At 60.3% G+C, this 19,027-nt stretch carries 14 protein-coding genes; 7 read left to right on the plus strand and 7 right to left on the minus strand.

What is annotated here, in order from left to right; genetic code table 11:
- Positions 1 to 106 precede the first annotated feature (106 nt).
- On the minus strand, positions 107 to 2,080 hold the full coding sequence (locus VVD49_RS20655; protein WP_327601133.1) for an ATP-dependent DNA helicase: 1,974 nt from the start codon (positions 2,078 to 2,080) through the stop codon (positions 107 to 109).
- 196 nt (positions 2,081 to 2,276) lie between these two features.
- On the opposite strand from VVD49_RS20655, the gene tfpB reads away from it, so the two are divergent.
- The 5 genes from tfpB to VVD49_RS20680 all read left to right on the plus strand — a co-directional run bounded on the left by tfpB (position 2,277) and on the right by VVD49_RS20680 (position 7,836).
- Entirely contained in the window at positions 2,277 to 4,106 is a 1,830-nt protein-coding gene (tfpB, locus tag VVD49_RS20660; protein ID WP_327601134.1) for a type IV pilus assembly ATPase TfpB, read from the plus strand.
- A 78-nt stretch (positions 4,107 to 4,184) separates the two neighbouring features.
- Positions 4,185 to 4,901, plus strand: a complete 717-nt coding sequence (locus VVD49_RS20665) for a fused DSP-PTPase phosphatase/NAD kinase-like protein (protein ID WP_327601135.1) — start codon at positions 4,185 to 4,187, stop codon at positions 4,899 to 4,901.
- A gap of 28 nt (positions 4,902 to 4,929) precedes the next feature.
- Complete coding sequence (gene msbA / locus VVD49_RS20670) at positions 4,930 to 6,759, plus strand: lipid A export permease/ATP-binding protein MsbA (protein ID WP_327601136.1); 1,830 nt, start codon at positions 4,930 to 4,932, stop codon at positions 6,757 to 6,759.
- Between the two features lie 82 nt (positions 6,760 to 6,841).
- Entirely contained in the window at positions 6,842 to 7,297 is a 456-nt protein-coding gene (locus VVD49_RS20675) for a nucleoside deaminase (RefSeq protein WP_327601137.1), read from the plus strand.
- A 5-nt stretch (positions 7,298 to 7,302) separates the two neighbouring features.
- Positions 7,303 to 7,836, plus strand: a complete 534-nt coding sequence (locus VVD49_RS20680) for a DapH/DapD/GlmU-related protein (protein ID WP_327601138.1) — start codon at positions 7,303 to 7,305, stop codon at positions 7,834 to 7,836.
- A 12-nt stretch (positions 7,837 to 7,848) separates the two neighbouring features.
- On the opposite strand, the gene VVD49_RS20685 is transcribed toward VVD49_RS20680, so the two are convergent.
- Complete coding sequence (locus VVD49_RS20685; protein ID WP_327601139.1) at positions 7,849 to 8,643, minus strand: secretin N-terminal domain-containing protein; 795 nt, start codon at positions 8,641 to 8,643, stop codon at positions 7,849 to 7,851.
- A 99-nt stretch (positions 8,644 to 8,742) separates the two neighbouring features.
- Here VVD49_RS20685 and VVD49_RS20690 point away from each other — a divergent pair, with 99 nt between their 5' ends.
- Together VVD49_RS20690 and VVD49_RS20695 are read left to right on the plus strand one after the other, a co-directional pair.
- Complete coding sequence (locus VVD49_RS20690) at positions 8,743 to 9,732, plus strand: Gfo/Idh/MocA family protein (protein WP_327601140.1); 990 nt, start codon at positions 8,743 to 8,745, stop codon at positions 9,730 to 9,732.
- A 152-nt stretch (positions 9,733 to 9,884) separates the two neighbouring features.
- Positions 9,885 to 10,709, plus strand: a complete 825-nt coding sequence (locus VVD49_RS20695) for a hypothetical protein (protein ID WP_327601141.1) — start codon at positions 9,885 to 9,887, stop codon at positions 10,707 to 10,709.
- A 94-nt stretch (positions 10,710 to 10,803) separates the two neighbouring features.
- On the opposite strand, the gene zapE is transcribed toward VVD49_RS20695, so the two are convergent.
- From zapE to gltA, 5 genes are all read right to left on the minus strand, one after another.
- The gene (gene zapE / locus VVD49_RS20700) at positions 10,804 to 11,916 is read right to left on the minus strand and encodes a cell division protein ZapE (RefSeq protein WP_327601142.1); all 1,113 of its coding nucleotides are present in this window, start codon (positions 11,914 to 11,916) and stop codon (positions 10,804 to 10,806) included.
- A gap of 91 nt (positions 11,917 to 12,007) precedes the next feature.
- Positions 12,008 to 13,432, minus strand: coding sequence for a dihydrolipoyl dehydrogenase (gene lpdA / locus VVD49_RS20705; RefSeq protein ID WP_327601143.1), 1,425 nt, complete (start codon positions 13,430 to 13,432; stop codon positions 12,008 to 12,010).
- A gap of 61 nt (positions 13,433 to 13,493) precedes the next feature.
- On the minus strand, positions 13,494 to 14,747 hold the full coding sequence (odhB, locus tag VVD49_RS20710; RefSeq protein WP_327601144.1) for a 2-oxoglutarate dehydrogenase complex dihydrolipoyllysine-residue succinyltransferase: 1,254 nt from the start codon (positions 14,745 to 14,747) through the stop codon (positions 13,494 to 13,496).
- A 40-nt stretch (positions 14,748 to 14,787) separates the two neighbouring features.
- Complete coding sequence (locus VVD49_RS20715; protein ID WP_327601145.1) at positions 14,788 to 17,625, minus strand: 2-oxoglutarate dehydrogenase E1 component; 2,838 nt, start codon at positions 17,623 to 17,625, stop codon at positions 14,788 to 14,790.
- Between the two features lie 99 nt (positions 17,626 to 17,724).
- Positions 17,725 to 19,026, minus strand: a complete 1,302-nt coding sequence (gene gltA, locus VVD49_RS20720) for a citrate synthase (protein ID WP_327601146.1) — start codon at positions 19,024 to 19,026, stop codon at positions 17,725 to 17,727.
- Between the last annotated feature and the right edge of the window lies 1 nt (position 19,027).

Genomic DNA, 19,027 nt, shown 5'->3' on the forward strand with positions numbered 1-19,027 from the left:
CGCGCAGGCAGCGTACGCCAATTGAATAGCCGGGGAAGCCGATGTGCCCAAAAGGCTTGCGTAGCGATGCGGCCAGCCTGCGGCCCAAGGCGCCCGGCGAAAGGCTTCAGGGGCGTGGCGAGGCGGGCGACGGCAGCTGCTCGAGGAAACTGACCACCTCGTCGAGCACGCGCGTCCTGCGCATGGGTGGCAGGCTTTGCCAGACGCGCTTGCCATAGGGCTTTGTGAGCATGCGCGGGTCGCAGATCATCAACACGCCCTTGTCGCGCTCGCTTCGGATCAGGCGTCCGGCGCCCTGCTTCATGTTGATGACGGCGCGCGGCAGCTGGTATTCCATGAACGGATTGCGGCCCTGCTTCTCCATCCATTCGACGCGCGCCTTGAGCACGGGGTCGTCCGGCGGTGCAAAGGGCATCTTGTCGATGACGACAACGGACAAGGCATCGCCCGGCACGTCCACGCCTTCCCAGAAGCTCTGGCTGGCGACCAGCACCGCATTTCCCAGGCGCCGGAAGCGCTCCAGCAATTCGGTGCGCGAGCCCTGCCCTTGCACCAGCAAGGGGAAGTCGAGCTTTTCCTTCTCGAAACGCGCCTCCAGCCCGTCCCGCACGCGTTGCATTGCGCGCAACGACGTGCACAAAACGAAGGCACGCCCCTGCGCAGCGCGAATCACCGGAAAGGCCGCGTCGATCACGGCATCCGTGTAGGACATGCTGTTGGGATCCGGCATGCCTTCCGGTGCGTAGAGCATGGCTTGCTCGCCATACTCGAACGGGCTGCCCCACACGGCCGTCTCGGGCGGCACTTCGAGCTGCGATAAGCCCAGCTCGTTGTTGTAGTGCTCGAAGCTCCTGCCGACTGCCAGGGTGGCCGAAGTGAAAATCCAGCTCTTGGCGTTGCCTTCGACCTGCTTCTTGAAGATATCGGCGACACGCAGCGGCGTTACGTTGAGCGAGGCGGACTGGCTGAAGACCTCTACCCAACGGATCAGGTCGGGCTCCATCATCTTGCGCCAGCGCGCGACGCGGTCAGCAATCACGCTCGCACGTTGCCAGCACTTCTCCAGCCCCTCGGAGCGCTCGGCCTGCGATTCGGCCAATCGCAGGAATTCCACGAATTCGGCTTCAAGCGCATCGACTGCCTTGTGGAATTCGAGGTTGTCGCCCATCTGCGCGTAGCCGAAGCGCGCGTTCTCGCCGCTGATGGTCAGGCGCAGGTCGCGCGCTGCTTTCTCGATGCTGCGCGTGGCGTCCTGCAGCGGCATGAAATCCTTGGCTGCCGCGATGCATTCGTGGCGCGTGTCGCGGGCGAGATCGAGAATCTGGCCCGTAGAGACGCTTTCGCCGAAAAACAGGCTGGCAGTCTCCGGCAACTGGTGCGCCTCGTCGAATACCACCGTATTGAAGGTCGGCAGCAGTTCGGCCATGCCTTCATCGCGCAACATGATGTCAGCAAAGAACAGGTGGTGATTGACGACCACCACGTCGGCCTCCTGTGCATTACGTCGCGCTTGCATGACGAAGCACTCCTTGGCGAAGGAGCATTCCTGGCCGAGGCAGTTCTCGCGCGTCGAAGTCGCCGCCAGCCACACGGTGGCGTCTTCCGGCACCTCGGCACATTCGGCCTTGTCGCCGGTTTGCGTACGCTCCATCCAGCGCGAGATCTGCTGGATGTAATGCACATCCTCGCGATTCATGAAGCGCCCGTCGGTCTTCGAATGCTGGATGTGGTAGTGGCAGGCGTAGTTCTGTCGCCCCTTGAGCAAGGCAATCGACACCGGCACCTTGAGGGCTTTGCGCACCGCCGGCAGGTCGCGGTGGAACAGCTGGTCCTGCAGGGTCTTCGTGCCCGTGGAAATGATCACCTTGCCACCCGACAACAAGGCCGGCACGAGGTACGCGAAGGTCTTTCCCGTACCGGTGCCCGCCTCGGCGACCAGCACCCGATTGCCCTTGATGGCGCGCGAGATGGCCCCGGCCATCTCGGCCTGTTGCGGTCGTGGCCGGAAGCCGGGAATCACGCGCGCAAGCGTGCCGTCTTCGGCGAAATGGATAGCTACGGGATTGATTTCTTGGGACATGGAACGGGCGGACAGAAGCTGCGTGATGTTATCACGCGGGCCCCATCGCCCCGGCCACCGCCACACTCGCCGGAAACGACTGCAAAGTCCGGAAATACGGGGTCAAAGCGTGTTCAACTGGTTTGCAGGGGCCTCTGCGCTGGGCTACAGTCCCGGGCATCCCGACGCGTACCGCCACCACTGCCCGACAGCCCGCATGCCAGAAACTGCCAACTTCGGTGCACCTGCCACTAGTCCAAGCAGCAAACACGAACCGGATCGCCGCCTGACGATCAAGGAAGTCCTGCGCCTGATGCTGCAGGACAATTTGCTGTCAAGTGCCGAGGCGGACGAGATCTTCAACAATCGCCACCTGCACAAGTCGGGTGTGCACCCCTTGAGCATCGTAGCCGATCAGAAACTCAAGGCACCCGAGCCGCCTCACCAGTTGCTGCACATCGAAGCGCTGACCGAATGGTTGGCGGGCAAGCTGGGCATGCAGTACATGCACATCGACCCACTGAAGATCCATTTCTCTTCAGTCACCGAGGTCATGACCAGCGCCTACGCCGCGCGCCTCAAGGTCTTGCCCGTGCAAGTCACGAGCAGCGAAGTCGTCATCGCCACCGCCCAGCCTTTCGAGCGGGACTGGGAGCGCGAACTTCAACCCATCCTGCGCAAGCCGATCCGCCGTGTACTGGCCAACCCGGTGGATATCGAACGCTTCCAGATCGAGTTCTACAACCTGGCTCGTTCAGTCAAGAACGCAGCGGGCGAGCAACGCGGCAATGCGCTCAGCACCTTCGAGCAACTGGTCGATCTCGGCGACAGCAATCGCCAGTTCGATGCCAACGAACAGCACATCGTGCGCATCGTCGACTGGCTGTGGCAGTACGCCTTCGACCAGCGCGCATCGGACATTCACGTCGAACCACGCCGCGACATCGGCATCGTGCGCTTTCGCATCGACGGCGTGCTGCATCAGGTCTATCAGCTGCCGATGACGGTCATCACCGCAATGACCAGCCGCATCAAGATTCTTGGCCGCATGGATGTCGTCGAGAAGCGCCGGCCGCAGGATGGCCGCATCAAGACACGCACGCCGCAGGGTGCAGAAGTCGAGTTACGCCTGTCCACGCTGCCAACAGCCTTCGGCGAAAAACTCGTGATGCGGATTTTCGACCCCGAAGTACTGGTACGCAGCTTCGCCGAAATGGGCTTCACCGAGGAAGACCAGCAGCGCTGGGATTCGATGACCTGCCAGCCCAACGGCATCATCCTCGTCACCGGCCCGACCGGTTCGGGCAAGACCACCACGCTCTACTCCACGCTCAAGCAGCTGGCGACGTCTGAAGTTAACGTGTGCACCATCGAAGACCCGATCGAAATGGTCGAGGATGCCTTCAACCAGATGCAGGTACAGCAATCGATTGATCTCGGCTTCGCCGACGGTGTGCGCGCCTTGCTGCGGCAAGACCCGGACATCATGATGATCGGCGAAATCCGCGATCTGGAAACAGCAGAGATGGCGATCCAGGCAGCATTGACCGGCCACCTCGTGCTATCCACGCTGCATACCAACGACGCCCCCTCAGCGATCACACGCCTGCTCGACATCGGCGTGGCGCCCTACCTCATCAACTCCACCCTGCTCGGCGTGATGGGACAGCGCCTCGTGCGGACGCTATGCCCGCTCTGCCGCCGGGCAAGCGCACTCGAGGGCGTGGACGAAGCGAACTGGATGCAGCTGGTCTCGCCTTTCAAGGCCGCAGCGCCCTCGCATGTCCATAAACCGATTGGTTGCCTGGAGTGCCGCAACACCGGTTATCGCGGCCGCATGGGCATTTACGAAACCTTGCTGATGTCAGCCGCCATCCGGCAACACGTCATGGCCGGTGCCGATCTGGCCCTCATCCGCCAGACCGCCTATCGCGAGGGCATGCGACCGCTACGCATATCAGGGGCCTTGAAAGTCGCCAAGGGCATGACCACCTTGGAAGAAGTCATCAAGGTTGCTCCGCCAGCCTCTGACGACATCCCGAATTAGGCGTCTGCTCCCCGCGCGGAGCCAAGTCGGGGATAATCACGCCCTCAGCAACTCATCGTCTCGCGCGAGATAGAGCACTTGACCCCGGATTCCCCCCCCACCGCCAGCCCCAACGCCGCCGACAAGGCTGCGCCCGACAGATTGCGTTCGCCGTGGCAACGCTTTCTTGCATGGCTCGATATGTTTTTCGTCGATCACGGCCTGTTCCGCGCGGCCTACAACAATCTGCATGCCTTGCCCGGTGGCCTGTATCGCGCCAGCCAGCCGACCCCGCGGCAGATCCGCAAGTATCAGCAGAAGTACGGCATCAAGACCATCATCAATTTGCGCGGTGCCGACCAGACACCCCGCTACGCCCTGCATGAAGATACCTGCCGTGCGCTGGGTATCACCCTCGTGAATCACAAGGGCATCCTGTCGCGCAGCGCGCCGGAAGTCGACGCCGTGCTGGCAACAAAAGAGATGTTCGACAACATCGAATACCCGGCCCTGATTCACTGCAAATCGGGTGCAGACCGCGCAGGTTTTGCCAGCGCCCTGTACCGCATGTTCCGTCTGCATGACCCGGTGACCAAGGCCGAAGCCGAGCTGGACTGGCGCTATGGCCACTTCAAGGGCTCGAAGACGGGCATCCTCGATTTCTTCTTCGAGGAGTACCAGGCGTTCAACGAGAAACAACCAACGGACTTCATGACCTGGCTGACACAGCACTATGATCGCGACGCGCTGAAGTCGAAGTTCAAGGCTGGCGGCGCAGCCGACTTCGTCGTCGACAAAGTGCTGCATCGCGAATGAGCCTATTGCGAATCCCGAGAGACGCCCGGTGAAAGAATCCTTCCTCCTCTACAAGCGACTGCTCGGCTACATCCGCCCTTACTGGCGTGTCGTGCTCTTGTCATTCCTGGCGATGGCTGTCGGTGCATTGTGCGCGCCCGCCATGCCTGCCCTGCTACAGCCCCTCATCGACAACTTCAACGCCCGCAGCGACGCGGTGAGTGCTGCGCCCACAACAGCAGTCGCCGCCCACGGCATGCTGGCCCAAATGAGCACCTGGGTCGACCAACTCAAGGCGGCGCTGCGACAGGACATTCGCCTGATCCCCCTGCTCATCCTCGTCGTTGCCATCGTCAAGGGCATCACCGACTACGTGGCGAGCGTGGCGAGCCAGTGGGTGTCCAACAAGGCCATCCAGGACATTCGCGAGGACGTGTTCCGTCACCAGATCCTCTTGCCTGTCGCGGAGCATCAGAAGCAGACCTCGGGCCGCATGCTGTCGCGCATTTCATACGATATCGGCCAGGCCGGCAGCGCCTTGTCTACCGCGTGGATCGTCGTCATCCAGGATTCGCTGACCATCCTGTTCCTCACCGTCACCCTGCTCGTCACGGCCTGGGAACTGACGCTGGTGATCCTTGCCATTGCGCCCGTGATCGCCTGGATCATCCGCATGGCCAGCTCCAAAATGCGCTCCTCCAGCCGCGACATGCAGAGCACGATGGCCCTGCTCACCAACATCGTCGAGGAGTCCATTGCCGGCCTCAAGGAGATCAAGATCTTCGGCACCCAGGCGCACGAGAACGAGCGTTTCAAGCGCGTCGGCAACCAGTTGCGGCGCGAGTCGATGCGCGTCGTACGCGTCTCTTCGCTCAACGTACCGCTCGTACAGATCCTCGCCTCCGCGGCAATCGCTATCGTCATTTTCGTCGCGACGTCTTTGTCCGCCAGTCGTGATTTCTCGTCGGGCCAGTTCGTCGCCTACATCACCACCATGGCGCTGCTGTTCGAACCGATCCGCCGCCTGACGAATGTGAACTCGACCATCCAGCGTGGCCTCGCGGGCGCACAAAGCATTTTCGAGTTACTCGACACGCCGCCTGAAACCGATCAAGGCAAACTGCCCGCACCAAAGAGTGGCGGCGCCATCCGTTTCGAGCATCTGGGTTTCCGCTACCCGGGACAGGAGCGCGCGGCGCTGGTCGACTTCAATCTCGATGTTGCAGGCGGGGAAACAGTCGCCTTCGTCGGCGCCTCGGGCAGCGGCAAGACGACCTTGATGAGCCTGATCGCCCGCTTCTTCGATGCGGACCAAGGCCGTATCCTGATCGACGGCGTACCCATCGACGCCATGCCACTCACCGAGCTGAGAGCGCAACTGGCGCTGGTGGGCCAGCACGCAGCCTTGTTCGACGACACGATCAGCAACAACATCGCCTATGGCCGTCAGGGCGCAACGCAGGAGGAGATCGTTCAGGCCGCATCCCAAGCCCACGCACTGGAGTTCATCCAGAACAAACCAGAGGGCTTCGCGCTGCGCATCGGCACCAACGGCAACCAGCTCTCCGGAGGCCAACGCCAACGCCTGGCCATCGCCCGCGCCTTCCTCAAGGATGCGCCCATCCTGCTGCTCGACGAAGCCACCTCGGCGCTCGACAACGAGTCTGAGCGCGTCGTGCGCGAAGCGCTGGTCGAGCTGCGCCGCAATCGCACAGTGCTGGTCATTGCTCACCGACTGACCACCATCCGCGATGCCAATCGCATTGTCGTGATGGATCAGGGGCGTATCGTCGAGGTCGGGTCGCACACTGAGCTGCTCGCAGCCAATGGGGCCTACGCACAGCTGCTGGCCAGTGGCGAAGAAATCATTCACGACTGACGCAGACGAAGCGGAACGGTCATCTCGGCAGGCACAATAGTCGCTTGAGAAAACCACCCTTCCCACAAAACGGAGCCCGCTCATGATCGCCACCCTCAACCATCAAGCCCTGCTGCAAGTCGCTATCGATGAAGCGATGCTTGGTCTGTCGGAAGGCGGCGTGCCCGTCGGCGGTGCGTTGTTCGCGGCCGACGGCAGCCTGCTTGGGCGCGGCCACAATCGCCGCGTGCAGGAAGGCGATCCATCGATCCACGGCGAAACGGATGCTTTTCGCAAGGCAGGTCGCCAGCGCAGCTATCGCGACAAGATCATGGTCACGACGCTAGCACCTTGCTGGTTCTGCAGCGGCCTGATCCGCCAGTTCAATATCGGCACCGTCATCGTCGGTGAATCGGTGAATTTTCCCGGCGGCATCGACTGGCTACGCGAGAACGGTGTGACCGTCATCGACATGGCCTCGAAGGAATGCATCGACATGATGTCTGACTACATCATCAACAACCCGGCAGTGTGGAACGAGGACATCGGCGAAGAATGAGAGCCTTGAAGGCCCTTCTGCGAAAGCTCTTGCGCAGCGACCCGCTGCCCACGCTCAAGCGACGAGGTCTCGTCGTTGGCGAGAACTTCTACATGCAGGACGGCTGTGTCATCGACGCCTGGCATTGCGGCCACATCCGCATCGGCAATGACGTGACGCTCGGCCCCAACGTCACAGTCCTCGCGCACGATGCCAGCACAAGACGCGCGCTGGGCCTCGTCCGTATTGCCAAGGTGAGCATCGGCGACCGTGTATTCATCGGCGCAGGCAGCATCGTCCTGCCCGGCGTGAGCATCGGCAGTGACGTCATCATTGGCGCAGGCAGCGTCGTCACGCGTGACGTTCCGGATGGCTCCGTCGCCGCAGGCAATCCCGCGGCGGTCACCGGTAGCCTCGCGGACTACCTTGCGCGCAAACGGGAAGAGATGGCAGCCGTGCCCAATTTCGGCGAGGAATACACCTTGCGTGCAGGAGCTGATGCCGCACGCATCGCCGAAATGAACGCCCGCATGACGGACGGCATCGGCTACATCGCCTGAGCGCCGAGGCGGCTACTCCAGTATGTCGACCTTGAGCCACACGTCGGCGCTATTGCTCGCACGCCCTGCGCGGTACTCCAGCGTACCGCGCTGCTCGTTGCTCCGCTCGACATTGCTGCCGCCGAGAGGCAGCCACTCACCCAGTCGCCCCTCAATCCGCGTATTCAGGCTCGTGCCTTCAATGACGCCATAACGCCCAATGCGCTGGTTCTGCGGCGAAATGGTCAGCACCACGCGCTCACCCACCAGTTCGGGATGTGCCACGAAACCCGTGCCGACATCGACATACTGCGTTGTCTCTGTCACATAGCCAGTAGCCGGCTGCCGTACCATCTGGCGCATGGGAATCGGCACCGAGCGGCCGAGGAAGATGGAGGCATCACCACCATCCACCGTCTGCACCTGCTGGGTTGCATTGCTCGAGCCTATCGTCGTGCCGGCATTGGCATTCAACTCGCCGCTTGCCCTCACGCCATCCGGCCCGATGATGACGCGCCCACTGGAAACTCCCAGATTGCTGCCCTCAGCGTTCATGCTGCTGCCTTGACGCACCGAGATCATCAAGCGCCGCTGTGGCGTATCCAGTGCCGCCAGCGCGCGCCGGAGTTGCGCGAGGTTTTCGGGCGAAGTACGCACGAACAGCTTGCCCGCCGCGCCGGAGATGCTGCCCCCGGGTTCGAGCAGATTCTGCAGGGTCGGCAGCACCTGTTCCGGCAACCGGTATTGCAGTGGAATGATCTCGAGGCGTTGTTGCGCCACGAGCGTCACACTCCACAGCAAAGCAATGAAACAAAGGGCTTTCTTCACATCAGCTCTCCTGTCTGCACAATCCGGCAATCCATCAGAATTCGCCCGTATCACGTATCCTTCGGGCCCCATTCACGCCACCACCCTCAGGAGATCATCATGCTGCGTGTCTGCATTATCGGCGGCAGCGGTCACTACCGCTATGTGCTCGAAGGCCTCGACAAGCGTGCCCGGCTGGTTGGCTTCGCACCGGGCTCCGACGGCGAAGACATCGGCAAGCTCAAAGCAGCCCTCGCCGACAACAAACTCGACGCAACGCAGTACGAAGACTGGCAGACGATGCTGGACATCTGCCAACCCGATATCGTCGCCATCAACTGCCATTTCGGCGACCATGGCCTCCTCAATATCGACAGCCTGAAGCGCGGCCTGCATGTCTTCTCCGAGAAACCCGTTGCCACGACACTGGGCGAACTGGCGACCTTGCGCGCTGCCCATGCAGCCAGCGGCAAGTGCTTCTCTGCCATGTTCGGCATCCGCTACAAGCCGTGGTTCCTGACTGCACATGAGGCCGTCAAGGCCGGGCGGATCGGCGAGATACGCCTGATGCAGGCCCAGAAGTCCTACAAGCTCGGCACCCGCCCTGCTTTCTTCGCCACGCGCGGCACGTATGGCGGCACCATCCCCTGGGTTGGCAGCCATGCAGTCGACTGGGTGAGATGGCTCTCAGGAGAAGAGTTCAAGTCGGTGTTTGCAACACAATCGACGCGACACAACCAGCACAACGGCCAGCTCGAAGTCAGCGCGCAATGCCAGTTCACACTGGGCAAGGAAATCTGCGCCTCGGTCAGCATCGACTATCTGCGCCCGGCCACCGCCAACTCGCACGATGACGATCGCATCCGCATTGTCGGCACGGAAGGGGTACTGGAAGTGCGCGAGAAGAACGTGCTGCTGATTGACGCCAAGACACCGGGAGTTCAGACGCTTGCGCAGTCGCCGGAGAAGTCCATTTTCTCGGAGTTTATCGACGAGGTCCTCGGCACCGGAAAATGCATGGTCTCGGCCGACGACGCATTTGCCGTCACGCAAGCCAGTCTCCTTGCACGCCAATCGGCCGACGAGAGCAAGCTCCTGAGCTTTGTCTGACCGGCCGTCGGCCAAGCGCCCTGCATCCTGTTGCAAATGGGCAACACCCCCGCAAACCCAGGCAAGCCATATGGCATTATGCCGTCAGGGAGGAGTTCACCCACGCAGGACCCGGGTCGCTTCGCTGGATTCACACTCTTACGGAAGGCAATATGAAAGTAACAACGCTTGCCATTCTTGGCGTGCTGAGCCTGAACATCGCTCACGCCGAAGGTATCAAGGCCGTCAACAACCAGATCGGTTTGAGTTTTGGGGGCCAGCACATCGACTACGTTGAAAAGGACACTTACAACGTCACCAGCGATGGCATTCTGGACTCTGAAAAAGGCTGGCAGCCAGGCTTGAAGCTTCATTACAGCCTGCAGGGCGATCGCCTGGGCATCAAGGATCTCTACTTCAAGGCCTCCTACGCCTACGCCAAGGGCATGACGGACTACAAGGGCTACTTGCAGAACCTGAACACTGGCGCGTTGACCCCCTACAACACCGAAACCCATACCAGCAGTACCGATGCACAGCTGAAGCTGGGCAAGGGCTTTCTTGTGGGTTCAAAGACGCAGCTGACCCCCTACGTGGCTTACAACTATCGCGAGTGGGAACGCGACATGTCGTTCGACCCATATGGCTATCTTGAAATGTACTCGCATGACGCGGCTTCAGTCGGCCTGCTGACGCAGTATGCGTTCACGCCTAACCTGGTCGGCTCACTGGATTTCAGCGTGGGCTATATGTTCAACGCCCAGATGGTCGTCGAGAATTATTACAAGTTCGATCTCGGCAAGCGCCCGGTGTACGCGCTCGAACTGGGCCTCGACTATGCCATTACGAAGGCATGGCACGTGTTTGGCAACATGCAATACATGCAGTACAACTACGGCGAATCGAATACCGTTCCGACCGTGATTGGCAACATGGTGGAGCCGAACTCCAAGTCAAAGATCCTGCAGTTCTACGTCGGCGCGGCCTACGCTTTCTAAACCGTAACGCCTGATCAAGAAACGGCTCCGCAATCAGATGCGGGGCCGTTTTATTTCCAGCAGGTGGTGGCAGTGGCAGACGCACCGGAGAGGCTCACTCCGGCCGGTGCGGCTCCGCCAGATATTCGCGCGTGCGCATTTCGATCAAGCGTGAAACCGTCCGCGGAAACTCCTGCGCATTCGGCCCTTCCCGATATAACTCGCCTGCCTCTGCTGCTGCGCTGACGATGAACTTGACCCGTGCGTCATAGAGAACATCAACCAGCCAGGTAAAACGCCGCGCTTCGTTACCTTGGACTCTTGTCATAACGGGCACGTCTGAAAGCAGGAGCGTATGGTGCTCGCGGGCAATTTCCAGATAGTCGTTTTGTGAACGCATGCCGCCGCACAAGGTCTGGAAATCAAACCACAGAACACCAGGTGCCATGCGGCGCGCTTTCACCTTGCGCCCCAGCAGATCGATCTCCCCTGCCTTGCCCGGCGAACCAGCTATCTCGCCGAAATGAGCCGCCAGCCTGCTATCTGCTTCGAGACCGTTCGGCACGATGAAAGTATTCATGCGTTCGAGAGAACGCAGGCGATAGTCCGTCCCGTCATCCACTTCGACGACATCGAAGCGCTCTTTCATCAGCTTGATCGTGGGAATGAAGTTCTGACGCTGCAGGCCATTCGGATAGAGCCCATCCGGAGGGTAGTTTGACGTCATGACAAACACCACACCGCGTTCGAACAAAGCCTCGAGCAAGCGCCCAAGCATCATTGCATCCGCAATGTCCGAGACGTGAAATTCGTCGAAGCACAACAGGCGCGTCTTCTCTGCAATGCTGTCGGCAACATGTGCCAAGGGATCGTCATGATCTTTCGCCTCACGCAACTGGGCGTGGATCGATTGCATGAAGGAATGAAAATGCGCGCGGCGTTTGCGCTTGTACGGAACAGCATCGAAGAAGCTGTCCATGATGAAGCTCTTGCCCCTGCCGACCCCACCCCACAAATAGACGCTTCTGGGCAAATCGGGATTGAAGATGAGCTTGCGCAGCGCTGAACGGCGCTTGGCCTTAAAGGCCAACAAACCGGTGTAGAGCTCCTGCAGGCGTTCGACTGCGCCCAATTGCGCAGAGTCTGCCTTGTAGCCACGCGCGGCCAGCAGGGCGTTGTAGGCGTCGATTACACCCAGTTCGGGAACATTGAGGATCTGGTGGGACATGACTCGTCTACTGTGGCGCGCAAAATGAAACGGGGTGAAGCGTACTTAGCGCTCCACCCCGCTCTACCGTTACTTCAACGGAACGCTTCGATCAGAAATGGAGCGAACGCTTGTCGACAGCGAGCGCTGCTTCATGCATCACTTCCGACAGCGTCGGGTGCGCATGGCTGGTACGAGCGATGTCTTCCGACGAAGCGCCGAACTCCATGCTCACGACAGCTTCAGCGATCAGCTCGGAAGCATTCGTACCGATGATGTGCGCGCCAAGGATCTGGTCGGTTTCAGCGTGCGCCAGCACCTTCACGAAGCCGGTCGAGTCACCCTGACTCAAAGCGCGGCCGTTCGCCAGGAAAGGAATCTGCCCCGCCTTGTAAGGGATGTTGGCAGCTTTCAACTCCTGCTCGGTCTTGCCAACCCAGGCGATTTCCGGATGCGTGTAGATGACCCATGGAATCAGGTTGTAGTTGATGTGACCCGCCTGACCGGCGATCACTTCAGCCACCATCACACCTTCTTCCATACCTTTGTGCGCGAGCATCGGACCCGGCACCACGTCACCCACTGCCCACACGTTCTGCAGGTTGGTGGCGCAATGCTCGTCGACCTTGATGCGGCCACGATCATCGAGTTCCAGACCGACCGCTGCGACATTCAGGCCGCCCGTGTTGGGCACGCGGCCAACGGCAACGATCAGCTTGTCGACTTCCAGCGTCTGCTCGCCATCATCGTTCTCATACTTGATGGTGACGATGTTCTCGCCAGGCAACACTTCCTTGATCTTGATACCCATGTGGATCTTCAGACCTTGCTTGGTCGTGAAGATCTTCCAGGCTTCCTTGGCAACCGCCGCATCGGCTGCGCCGAGGAATTCAGGAGCTGCTTCAAGAATGGTCACTTCCGAGCCCAGGCGCTTCCAGACCGAACCCATTTCCAAGCCGATCACGCCCGCGCCGATCACGCCAAGACGCTTGGGCGCCTCGTTGATATCGAGCGCACCGGTGTTGTCCATGATGAGCTTCTGGTCCACCGGGATGCCAGGCAAGTGACGTGCGCTGGAACCCGTTGCAACGATGACGTGCTTGGCGCTGACGATTTCGTCTGCGATCTTGACCTGCCACATGCCATCGGCCTGCCCCACAAAGCTGCCATGACCCGGCAGGAAGGTGACCTTGTACTTCTTGAACAGACCTTTGATGCCAGTGACGAGTTGCGTGACGATGTTCGTCTTGCGCTTGATCATCAGCGGTACATCGATCGTGACATTCTCGGCCTTGATACCGTGCATGACGAACGAATGGTTGGCCTGATCAAACAACTCCGACGAATGCAACAGCGCCTTGGACGGGATGCAACCTACGTTCAGGCAGGTACCACCCAGACGTGGCTCGCCCTTCGGGTCGGCATAGGAATCAAACTCACAGCAAGCCGTATTGAGCCCGAGCTGCGAAGCGCGGATCGCTGCGACGTAGCCGGCTGGGCCGCCGCCAATCACGACGACATCGAATTGTTTCGACATTATTCTTTCCTCTTAGGGGGAGGCTCCGGCGGGCTGCAATCAGCCGCGCCGGAATGGATCATCAGATTTCGAGCAACAGACGCGCAGGATCTTCGAGCGCTTCCTTCATGGTCACCAGCCCCAGGACGGCTTCACGACCGTCAACGATGCGGTGGTCATAGGACATGGCAAGGTAGTTGATCGGACGCACCACGACTTGACCGTTCTCAACCACTGCGCGGTCCTTCGTAGCGTGCACCCCGAGAATCGCAGACTGTGGCGGGTTGATGATCGGCGTCGACAACATCGAACCGAACACGCCGCCATTGGAGATCGAGAAGGTACCGCCGGTGAGCTCTTCGATCGACAGCTTGCCGTCCTTGGCTTTCTGACCGAATTCGGCAATCTTCTTCTCGATGTCGGCCAGACTCATCTGGTCAGCATTGCGCAGGATAGGCACCACCAGACCACGTGGCGAGCCAACAGCGATACCGATGTCGATGTAGCCGTGATAGATGATGTCGTTACCATCAACCGAAGCGTTCAGGATCGGGTACTTCTTCAGTGCGGCACAAGCAGCCTTGACGAAGAACGACATGAAGCCGAGCTTCACGCCATGTTCCTTTTCGAACTTCTCCTGGTAACGCTTGCGCATCTCCATGACTGGCGCCATGTTCACTTCATTGAACGTCGTCAGGATGGCGTTGGTAGCTTGCGACTGCAGCAGGCGCTCGGCAATACGTGCGCGCAGACGGCTCATTGGCACGCGCTGCTCAGCGCGATCTGCCAGCACGCTTTCAACCGACACAGGCGACGGCGGTTGCGGCAGTGGCTGACCCGCACCAACAACAACCGGCACCACGGTCGCAGCCGACGGCGCAGCAGGCTTGCCTGCGCCGATGGCGTCTGCCTTGGTCACGCGACCGCCAGGGCCCGTGCCTTGTACGCTGGCTTCGTCGATCCCCTTCTCGTTGAGGATCTTGCGCGCGGCTGGGCCATTGATGGACGCAGCTGCACCGGCACCCGCAGGGGCTGCCGCAGCTGCGGGCGTTGCAGCCGACGGCGCAGGCGCGCCTTCGTTCGAGGCACCTGCCTTGGCTTCGGTATCGATCTGTGCGATCAGATCCAGGCTGGTCACGGAGGAACCGTTGCCCTTGATGATCTTGACCAGCACGCCATCAGCCGGGGCCGGCGTTTCCAGCACGACCTTGTCGGTCTCGATGTCGATCAGGTTCTGGTCGCGCTTGACGGCTTGACCTTCCTTGGCGTGCCAGCTGACCAGCGTCGCTTCGGAAACTGACTCGGACAACTGCGGAACTTTTACTTCGATGATCATGTTGTTTTTTCCTTGGTGTATGGGGTGCGAAGGACGCGGCTTACTTCGCCGGAACGCCCTGGTCCAGAGGACCGAACGCACCTTCAATCACTGCCTTCTGCTGAACGTTGTGCTTCGCTGAGTAACCCACGGCTGGAGATGCGGAGGCCGGACGAGCGATCAGGAACAGTTCCTGATCCTTGCGCAGGCACTTCGCCAGATGCTGGCGCGATGCAAACCAGTACCAGCTACCCTGATTGCGTGGCTCTTCCTGACACCACACCACTTCCTTGGCATTCGGATATTTGTGCACGACTGCATCGAAAGCCTCTTCCGGGAACGGGTAGAGCTGTTCGACACGCACGATAACGACATCCTTGATGTCCTTCGCACGACGCTCTGCCAGCAACTCGTAATAGACCTTGCCGGAACACAAAACAATGCGCTTGGCCTTCTTCGCATCAATATTGTCGACTTCGTCGATGATGGTGCGATAGGTGCCGCTCGCCAACTCTTCCAGCGAGGACGTGGCATCCTTGTGGCGCAGCAGCGACTTCGGCGTGATGACCACCAGCGGTTTACGCAGCGGACGCACCATCTGACGACGCAGCACGTGGAAGATCTGTGCTGGAGTCGAAGGCACGCACACTTGCCAGTTGTCTTCAGCGCACAGCTGCATGAAGCGTTCGATACGCGCTGACGAATGCTCTGGGCCCTGCCCTTCGTAACCGTGCGGCAGCAGCATCGTGATGCCGGCCTGACGCCCCCACTTGGCTTCACCGGAGGCGATGAACTGGTCGATGACGACTTGCGCGCCATTGGCGAAGTCACCGAACTGAGCTTCCCAGATGATCAGCTGGTTCGGCTCTGCCGTCGCATAGCCATACTCGAAACCGAGCACACCGGCTTCCGACAGCACGGAATCGATGACCACGAACGAAGCCTGGCCGTCCTGGATGCTTTGCAGCGGAATCGCACTGCCTGCATCCCACTTTTCGCGATTCTGGTCGTGGAAAACGGCGTGGCGATGCGAGAACGTACCGCGGCCGCAATCCTGACCGGACAGACGCACACCATAACCTTGTGCGACCAGCGAGGCGTAAGCGAGGTTTTCACCCATGCCCCAGTCCAGCGCGCGAGCGCCTTCACCCATGGCCTTGCGGCCTTCGACAACCTTCGCAACCGTAGGGTGCAAGGTGAAGCCTTCCGGCATCGTCGTCAGACGCTGCGCGAGACGCTTGAGTTCGGCCAAGGGCACGCCCGTATCACCTTCATCGGTGTAGGGCTTGTGCAGGTAGGGGCTCCAATCCTGCGCGTACTTGCGGCTGTGACCCGACAGAACCGGGTTGTAGAGCAGCTCGCCACGGTCCAGATGCTCGCGGTACTGCGCAATGATGCCGTCCGGCTCGTTCGCACCGCACACACCCGTACCAATCAGGCGATCAGCGTACAGCTTGCGCGTGCCAGGGTGCTGAGCAATCTTCTTGTACATCAGCGGCTGAGTAACCATCGGCTCGTCGGCTTCGTTGTGGCCGAGTTTGCGATAGCACAGCAGATCGATGACAACGTCCTTCTTGAAGGTCTGGCGGAACTCGACTGCCAACTGGCAGGCAAGTGCCACGGCTTCAGGATCATCGCCATTGACGTGGAAGATCGGCGTGTCGGCCATCTTGAAGATGTCCGTGCAATACATCGACGAACGCGAGTCGCGTGGGTCGGAAGTCGTAAAGCCGATCTGGTTGTTGATGACGATGTGGATCGCACCACCGACACCATAGCCACGCGTCTGACTGAAATTCAGGATTTCCTGGTTGATGCCCTGACCTGCCACCGCAGCGTCACCGTGGATCAACACCGGCAGGACCTGGCTCTGGTTGCCGTCGCGGCGCTTCTGGCGCGCGAAGACCGACCCCAGCACGACGGGGTTCACGATTTCGAGGTGCGACGGGTTGAAAGCCAGCGTCAGGTGCACCGGGCCGCCAGCGGTATTCACATCGCTGGAGAAGCCCTTGTGGTACTTCACGTCGCCGGCAGCCAGCTCTTCGGCGTACTTGCCTTCGAACTCGCCGAACAAGGTCGACGGGCTCTTGCCCAGCGTATTCACCAGCACGTTCAGACGCCCGCGGTGGGCCATGCCGATGACGATTTCCTGCACGCCGTTGGCACCCGCCGTGTTGATGACGCTGTCCATCGCCACGATGGCGGATTCGCCACCTTCGAGCGAGAAACGCTTCTGGCCGACATACTTTGTGTGCAAGTACTTTTCCAGCGTTTCGGCAGCCGTCAGGCGTTCGAGGATGCGCTTCTTCTGCTCAGCGGGGAAAGCCGGCGTCGAGCGCATCGGCTCCAGACGCGACTGGATCCAGCGCTTCTGCGCGATGTCGCTGATGTACATGTACTCGGCAGCCAGCGTGCCGCAGTAGGTCTGGCGCAAAGCTTCGAGAATCTCGCGCAATGTCGCTTGGCTGTTCTGCTGGAACTGGAACGAACCGATATTGAATGGCGCCGACAGATCGGCTTCGGTGAAGCCGTAATGCGATGGCTCCAGCTCGGTAATTGAAGGACGTTCCTGACGCTTGAGCGGATCGATCTGCGCCCAGCGGTTACCCAGGAAGCGGTAGGCATTGATCATCTGCAGCACGCCAACCTGGCGCTTGTCAGCGACGCCGGTCGAGGTGCCAGCGGTCTTGCCTTGCTTGGCCATCTGCGCGAACGACGCGATGACAGGCGCATGCGCCACGTCACGGCCGTTGCCAGGCATATTCTGAAGCTGGTCGAAATAATCACGCCACTGATCAGATACAGCTGCGGGATTCTCGAGGTAGGTCTCGTACAGCTCCTCGATGAACGGCGCATTGCTGCCGAACAGATAGGAGTTGTTAAGGAAAGGTTTCATCATTTGGGATCACCTGTATTTTCGGGTGTGATCAGGGCGGAGGGCGGTGTGGGTTGAAACGGCTGGCGAGACACCCCGCCAGCCACATACTTCAGGATCGAATCAACGTTGAGCAATCGGCTTGACGTCGCGCGTCGTAGCACCGGTGTAGAGCTGACGCGGACGACCGATCTTCTGTTCCGGATCGCCGATCATTTCGTTCCACTGGGCAATCCAGCCGATGGTGCGGGCCAGCGCGAAAATACCGGTGAACAGCGGCACAGGAATGCCCATGGCCTTTTGCACGATGCCGGAGTAGAAGTCGACGTTCGGGTAGAGCTTGCGGCTGACGAAGTATTCGTCTTCCAAGGCGATCTTTTCCAGTTCCATGGCGAGCTTGAACAGCGGGTCGTCTTGCAAACCGAGTTCGCCCAGCACTTCGTGGCAGGTCTCACGCATCAGCGTAGCGCGCGGATCGAAGTTCTTGTAGACGCGGTGACCAAAGCCCATCAGCTTGACGCCGGAGTTCTTGTCCTTGACCTTGGCAATGAACTCGCCGATCTTGGCCACGCCACCCTGGTTCTGGATGTCGTTGAGCATCTCCAGGCAGGCCTCGTTGGCGCCACCGTGTGCCGGGCCCCACAGACAGGCGATACCGGAAGCGATACAGGCGAACGGGTTCGAACCGGACGAACCAGCCAGACGCACGGTCGACGTCGAAGCGTTCTGCTCATGGTCAGCATGCAGGATCAGGATGCGATCCAGTGCACGTGCCAGCACCGGGTTCGGCTTGTACTCTTCGCACGGCGTTGCGAACATCATATGCAGGAAGTTCTCCGCATAGCCCAAGTCGTTGCGCGGGAACATGAACGGTTCGCCCACGGTGTACTTGTAGGCCATCGCCACGATGGTTGGCATCTTGGCGATCAGGCGGATCGCAGCGATATTGCGGTGTTCCGGGTTATTGATGTCGAGCGAGTCGTGGTAGAAGGCCGACAGTGCACCGACCACGCCCACCAGAATCGCCATCGGATGTGCGTCGCGGCGGAAACCTTGGTAGAAGCGCGTCAGCTGCTCGTGCACCATCGTGTGGGTACGCACATTCGTCTCGAACGCATCGTACTCAGCTTGCGTAGGCAGCTCACCGTTCTTCAACAGGAAGCAGGTTTCGAGGAAGTTGGCGTTAACCGCCAGTTGCTCGATCGGATAACCACGGTATTTCAACTCGCCCTTATCGCCATCGATGTAAGTGATGGACGACTTGCAGGATGCCGTCGACATGAAGCCGGGGTCGAAGGTGAAAGCACCCGACTTCGCATACAACGAACGGATGTCGATCACGTCCGGGCCGATCGAGCCGGTCAGGACGGGGAACTCATAAGACTGACCATCCAGGGTCAGCGTGGCATTGCGTGGGGTCGTCATA

Origin of the sequence: Uliginosibacterium silvisoli, assembly GCF_036017035.1 — a bacterium.
Lineage (GTDB): Bacteria > Pseudomonadota > Gammaproteobacteria > Burkholderiales > Rhodocyclaceae > Viridibacterium > Viridibacterium silvisoli.

Bases quoted from the DNA above. Each gene is read 5' to 3' on its own strand.
- odhB (WP_327601144.1), bottom strand. From the start codon at position 14,747: ATGATCATCGAAGTAAAAGTTCCGCAGTTGTCCGAGTCAGTTTCCGAA.
- VVD49_RS20695 (WP_327601141.1), top strand. From the start codon at position 9,885: ATGAAAGTAACAACGCTTGCCATTCTTGGCGTGCTGAGCCTGAACATC.
- VVD49_RS20690 (WP_327601140.1), top strand. From the start codon at position 8,743: ATGCTGCGTGTCTGCATTATCGGCGGCAGCGGTCACTACCGCTATGTG.
- tfpB (WP_327601134.1), top strand. From the start codon at position 2,277: ATGCCAGAAACTGCCAACTTCGGTGCACCTGCCACTAGTCCAAGCAGC.
- VVD49_RS20715 (WP_327601145.1), bottom strand. From the start codon at position 17,625: ATGATGAAACCTTTCCTTAACAACTCCTATCTGTTCGGCAGCAATGCG.
- VVD49_RS20655 (WP_327601133.1), bottom strand. From the start codon at position 2,080: ATGTCCCAAGAAATCAATCCCGTAGCTATCCATTTCGCCGAAGACGGC.
- lpdA (WP_327601143.1), bottom strand. From the start codon at position 13,432: ATGTCGAAACAATTCGATGTCGTCGTGATTGGCGGCGGCCCAGCCGGC.
- VVD49_RS20675 (WP_327601137.1), top strand. From the start codon at position 6,842: ATGATCGCCACCCTCAACCATCAAGCCCTGCTGCAAGTCGCTATCGAT.
- zapE (WP_327601142.1), bottom strand. From the start codon at position 11,916: ATGTCCCACCAGATCCTCAATGTTCCCGAACTGGGTGTAATCGACGCC.
- gltA (WP_327601146.1), bottom strand. From the start codon at position 19,026: ATGACGACCCCACGCAATGCCACGCTGACCCTGGATGGTCAGTCTTAT.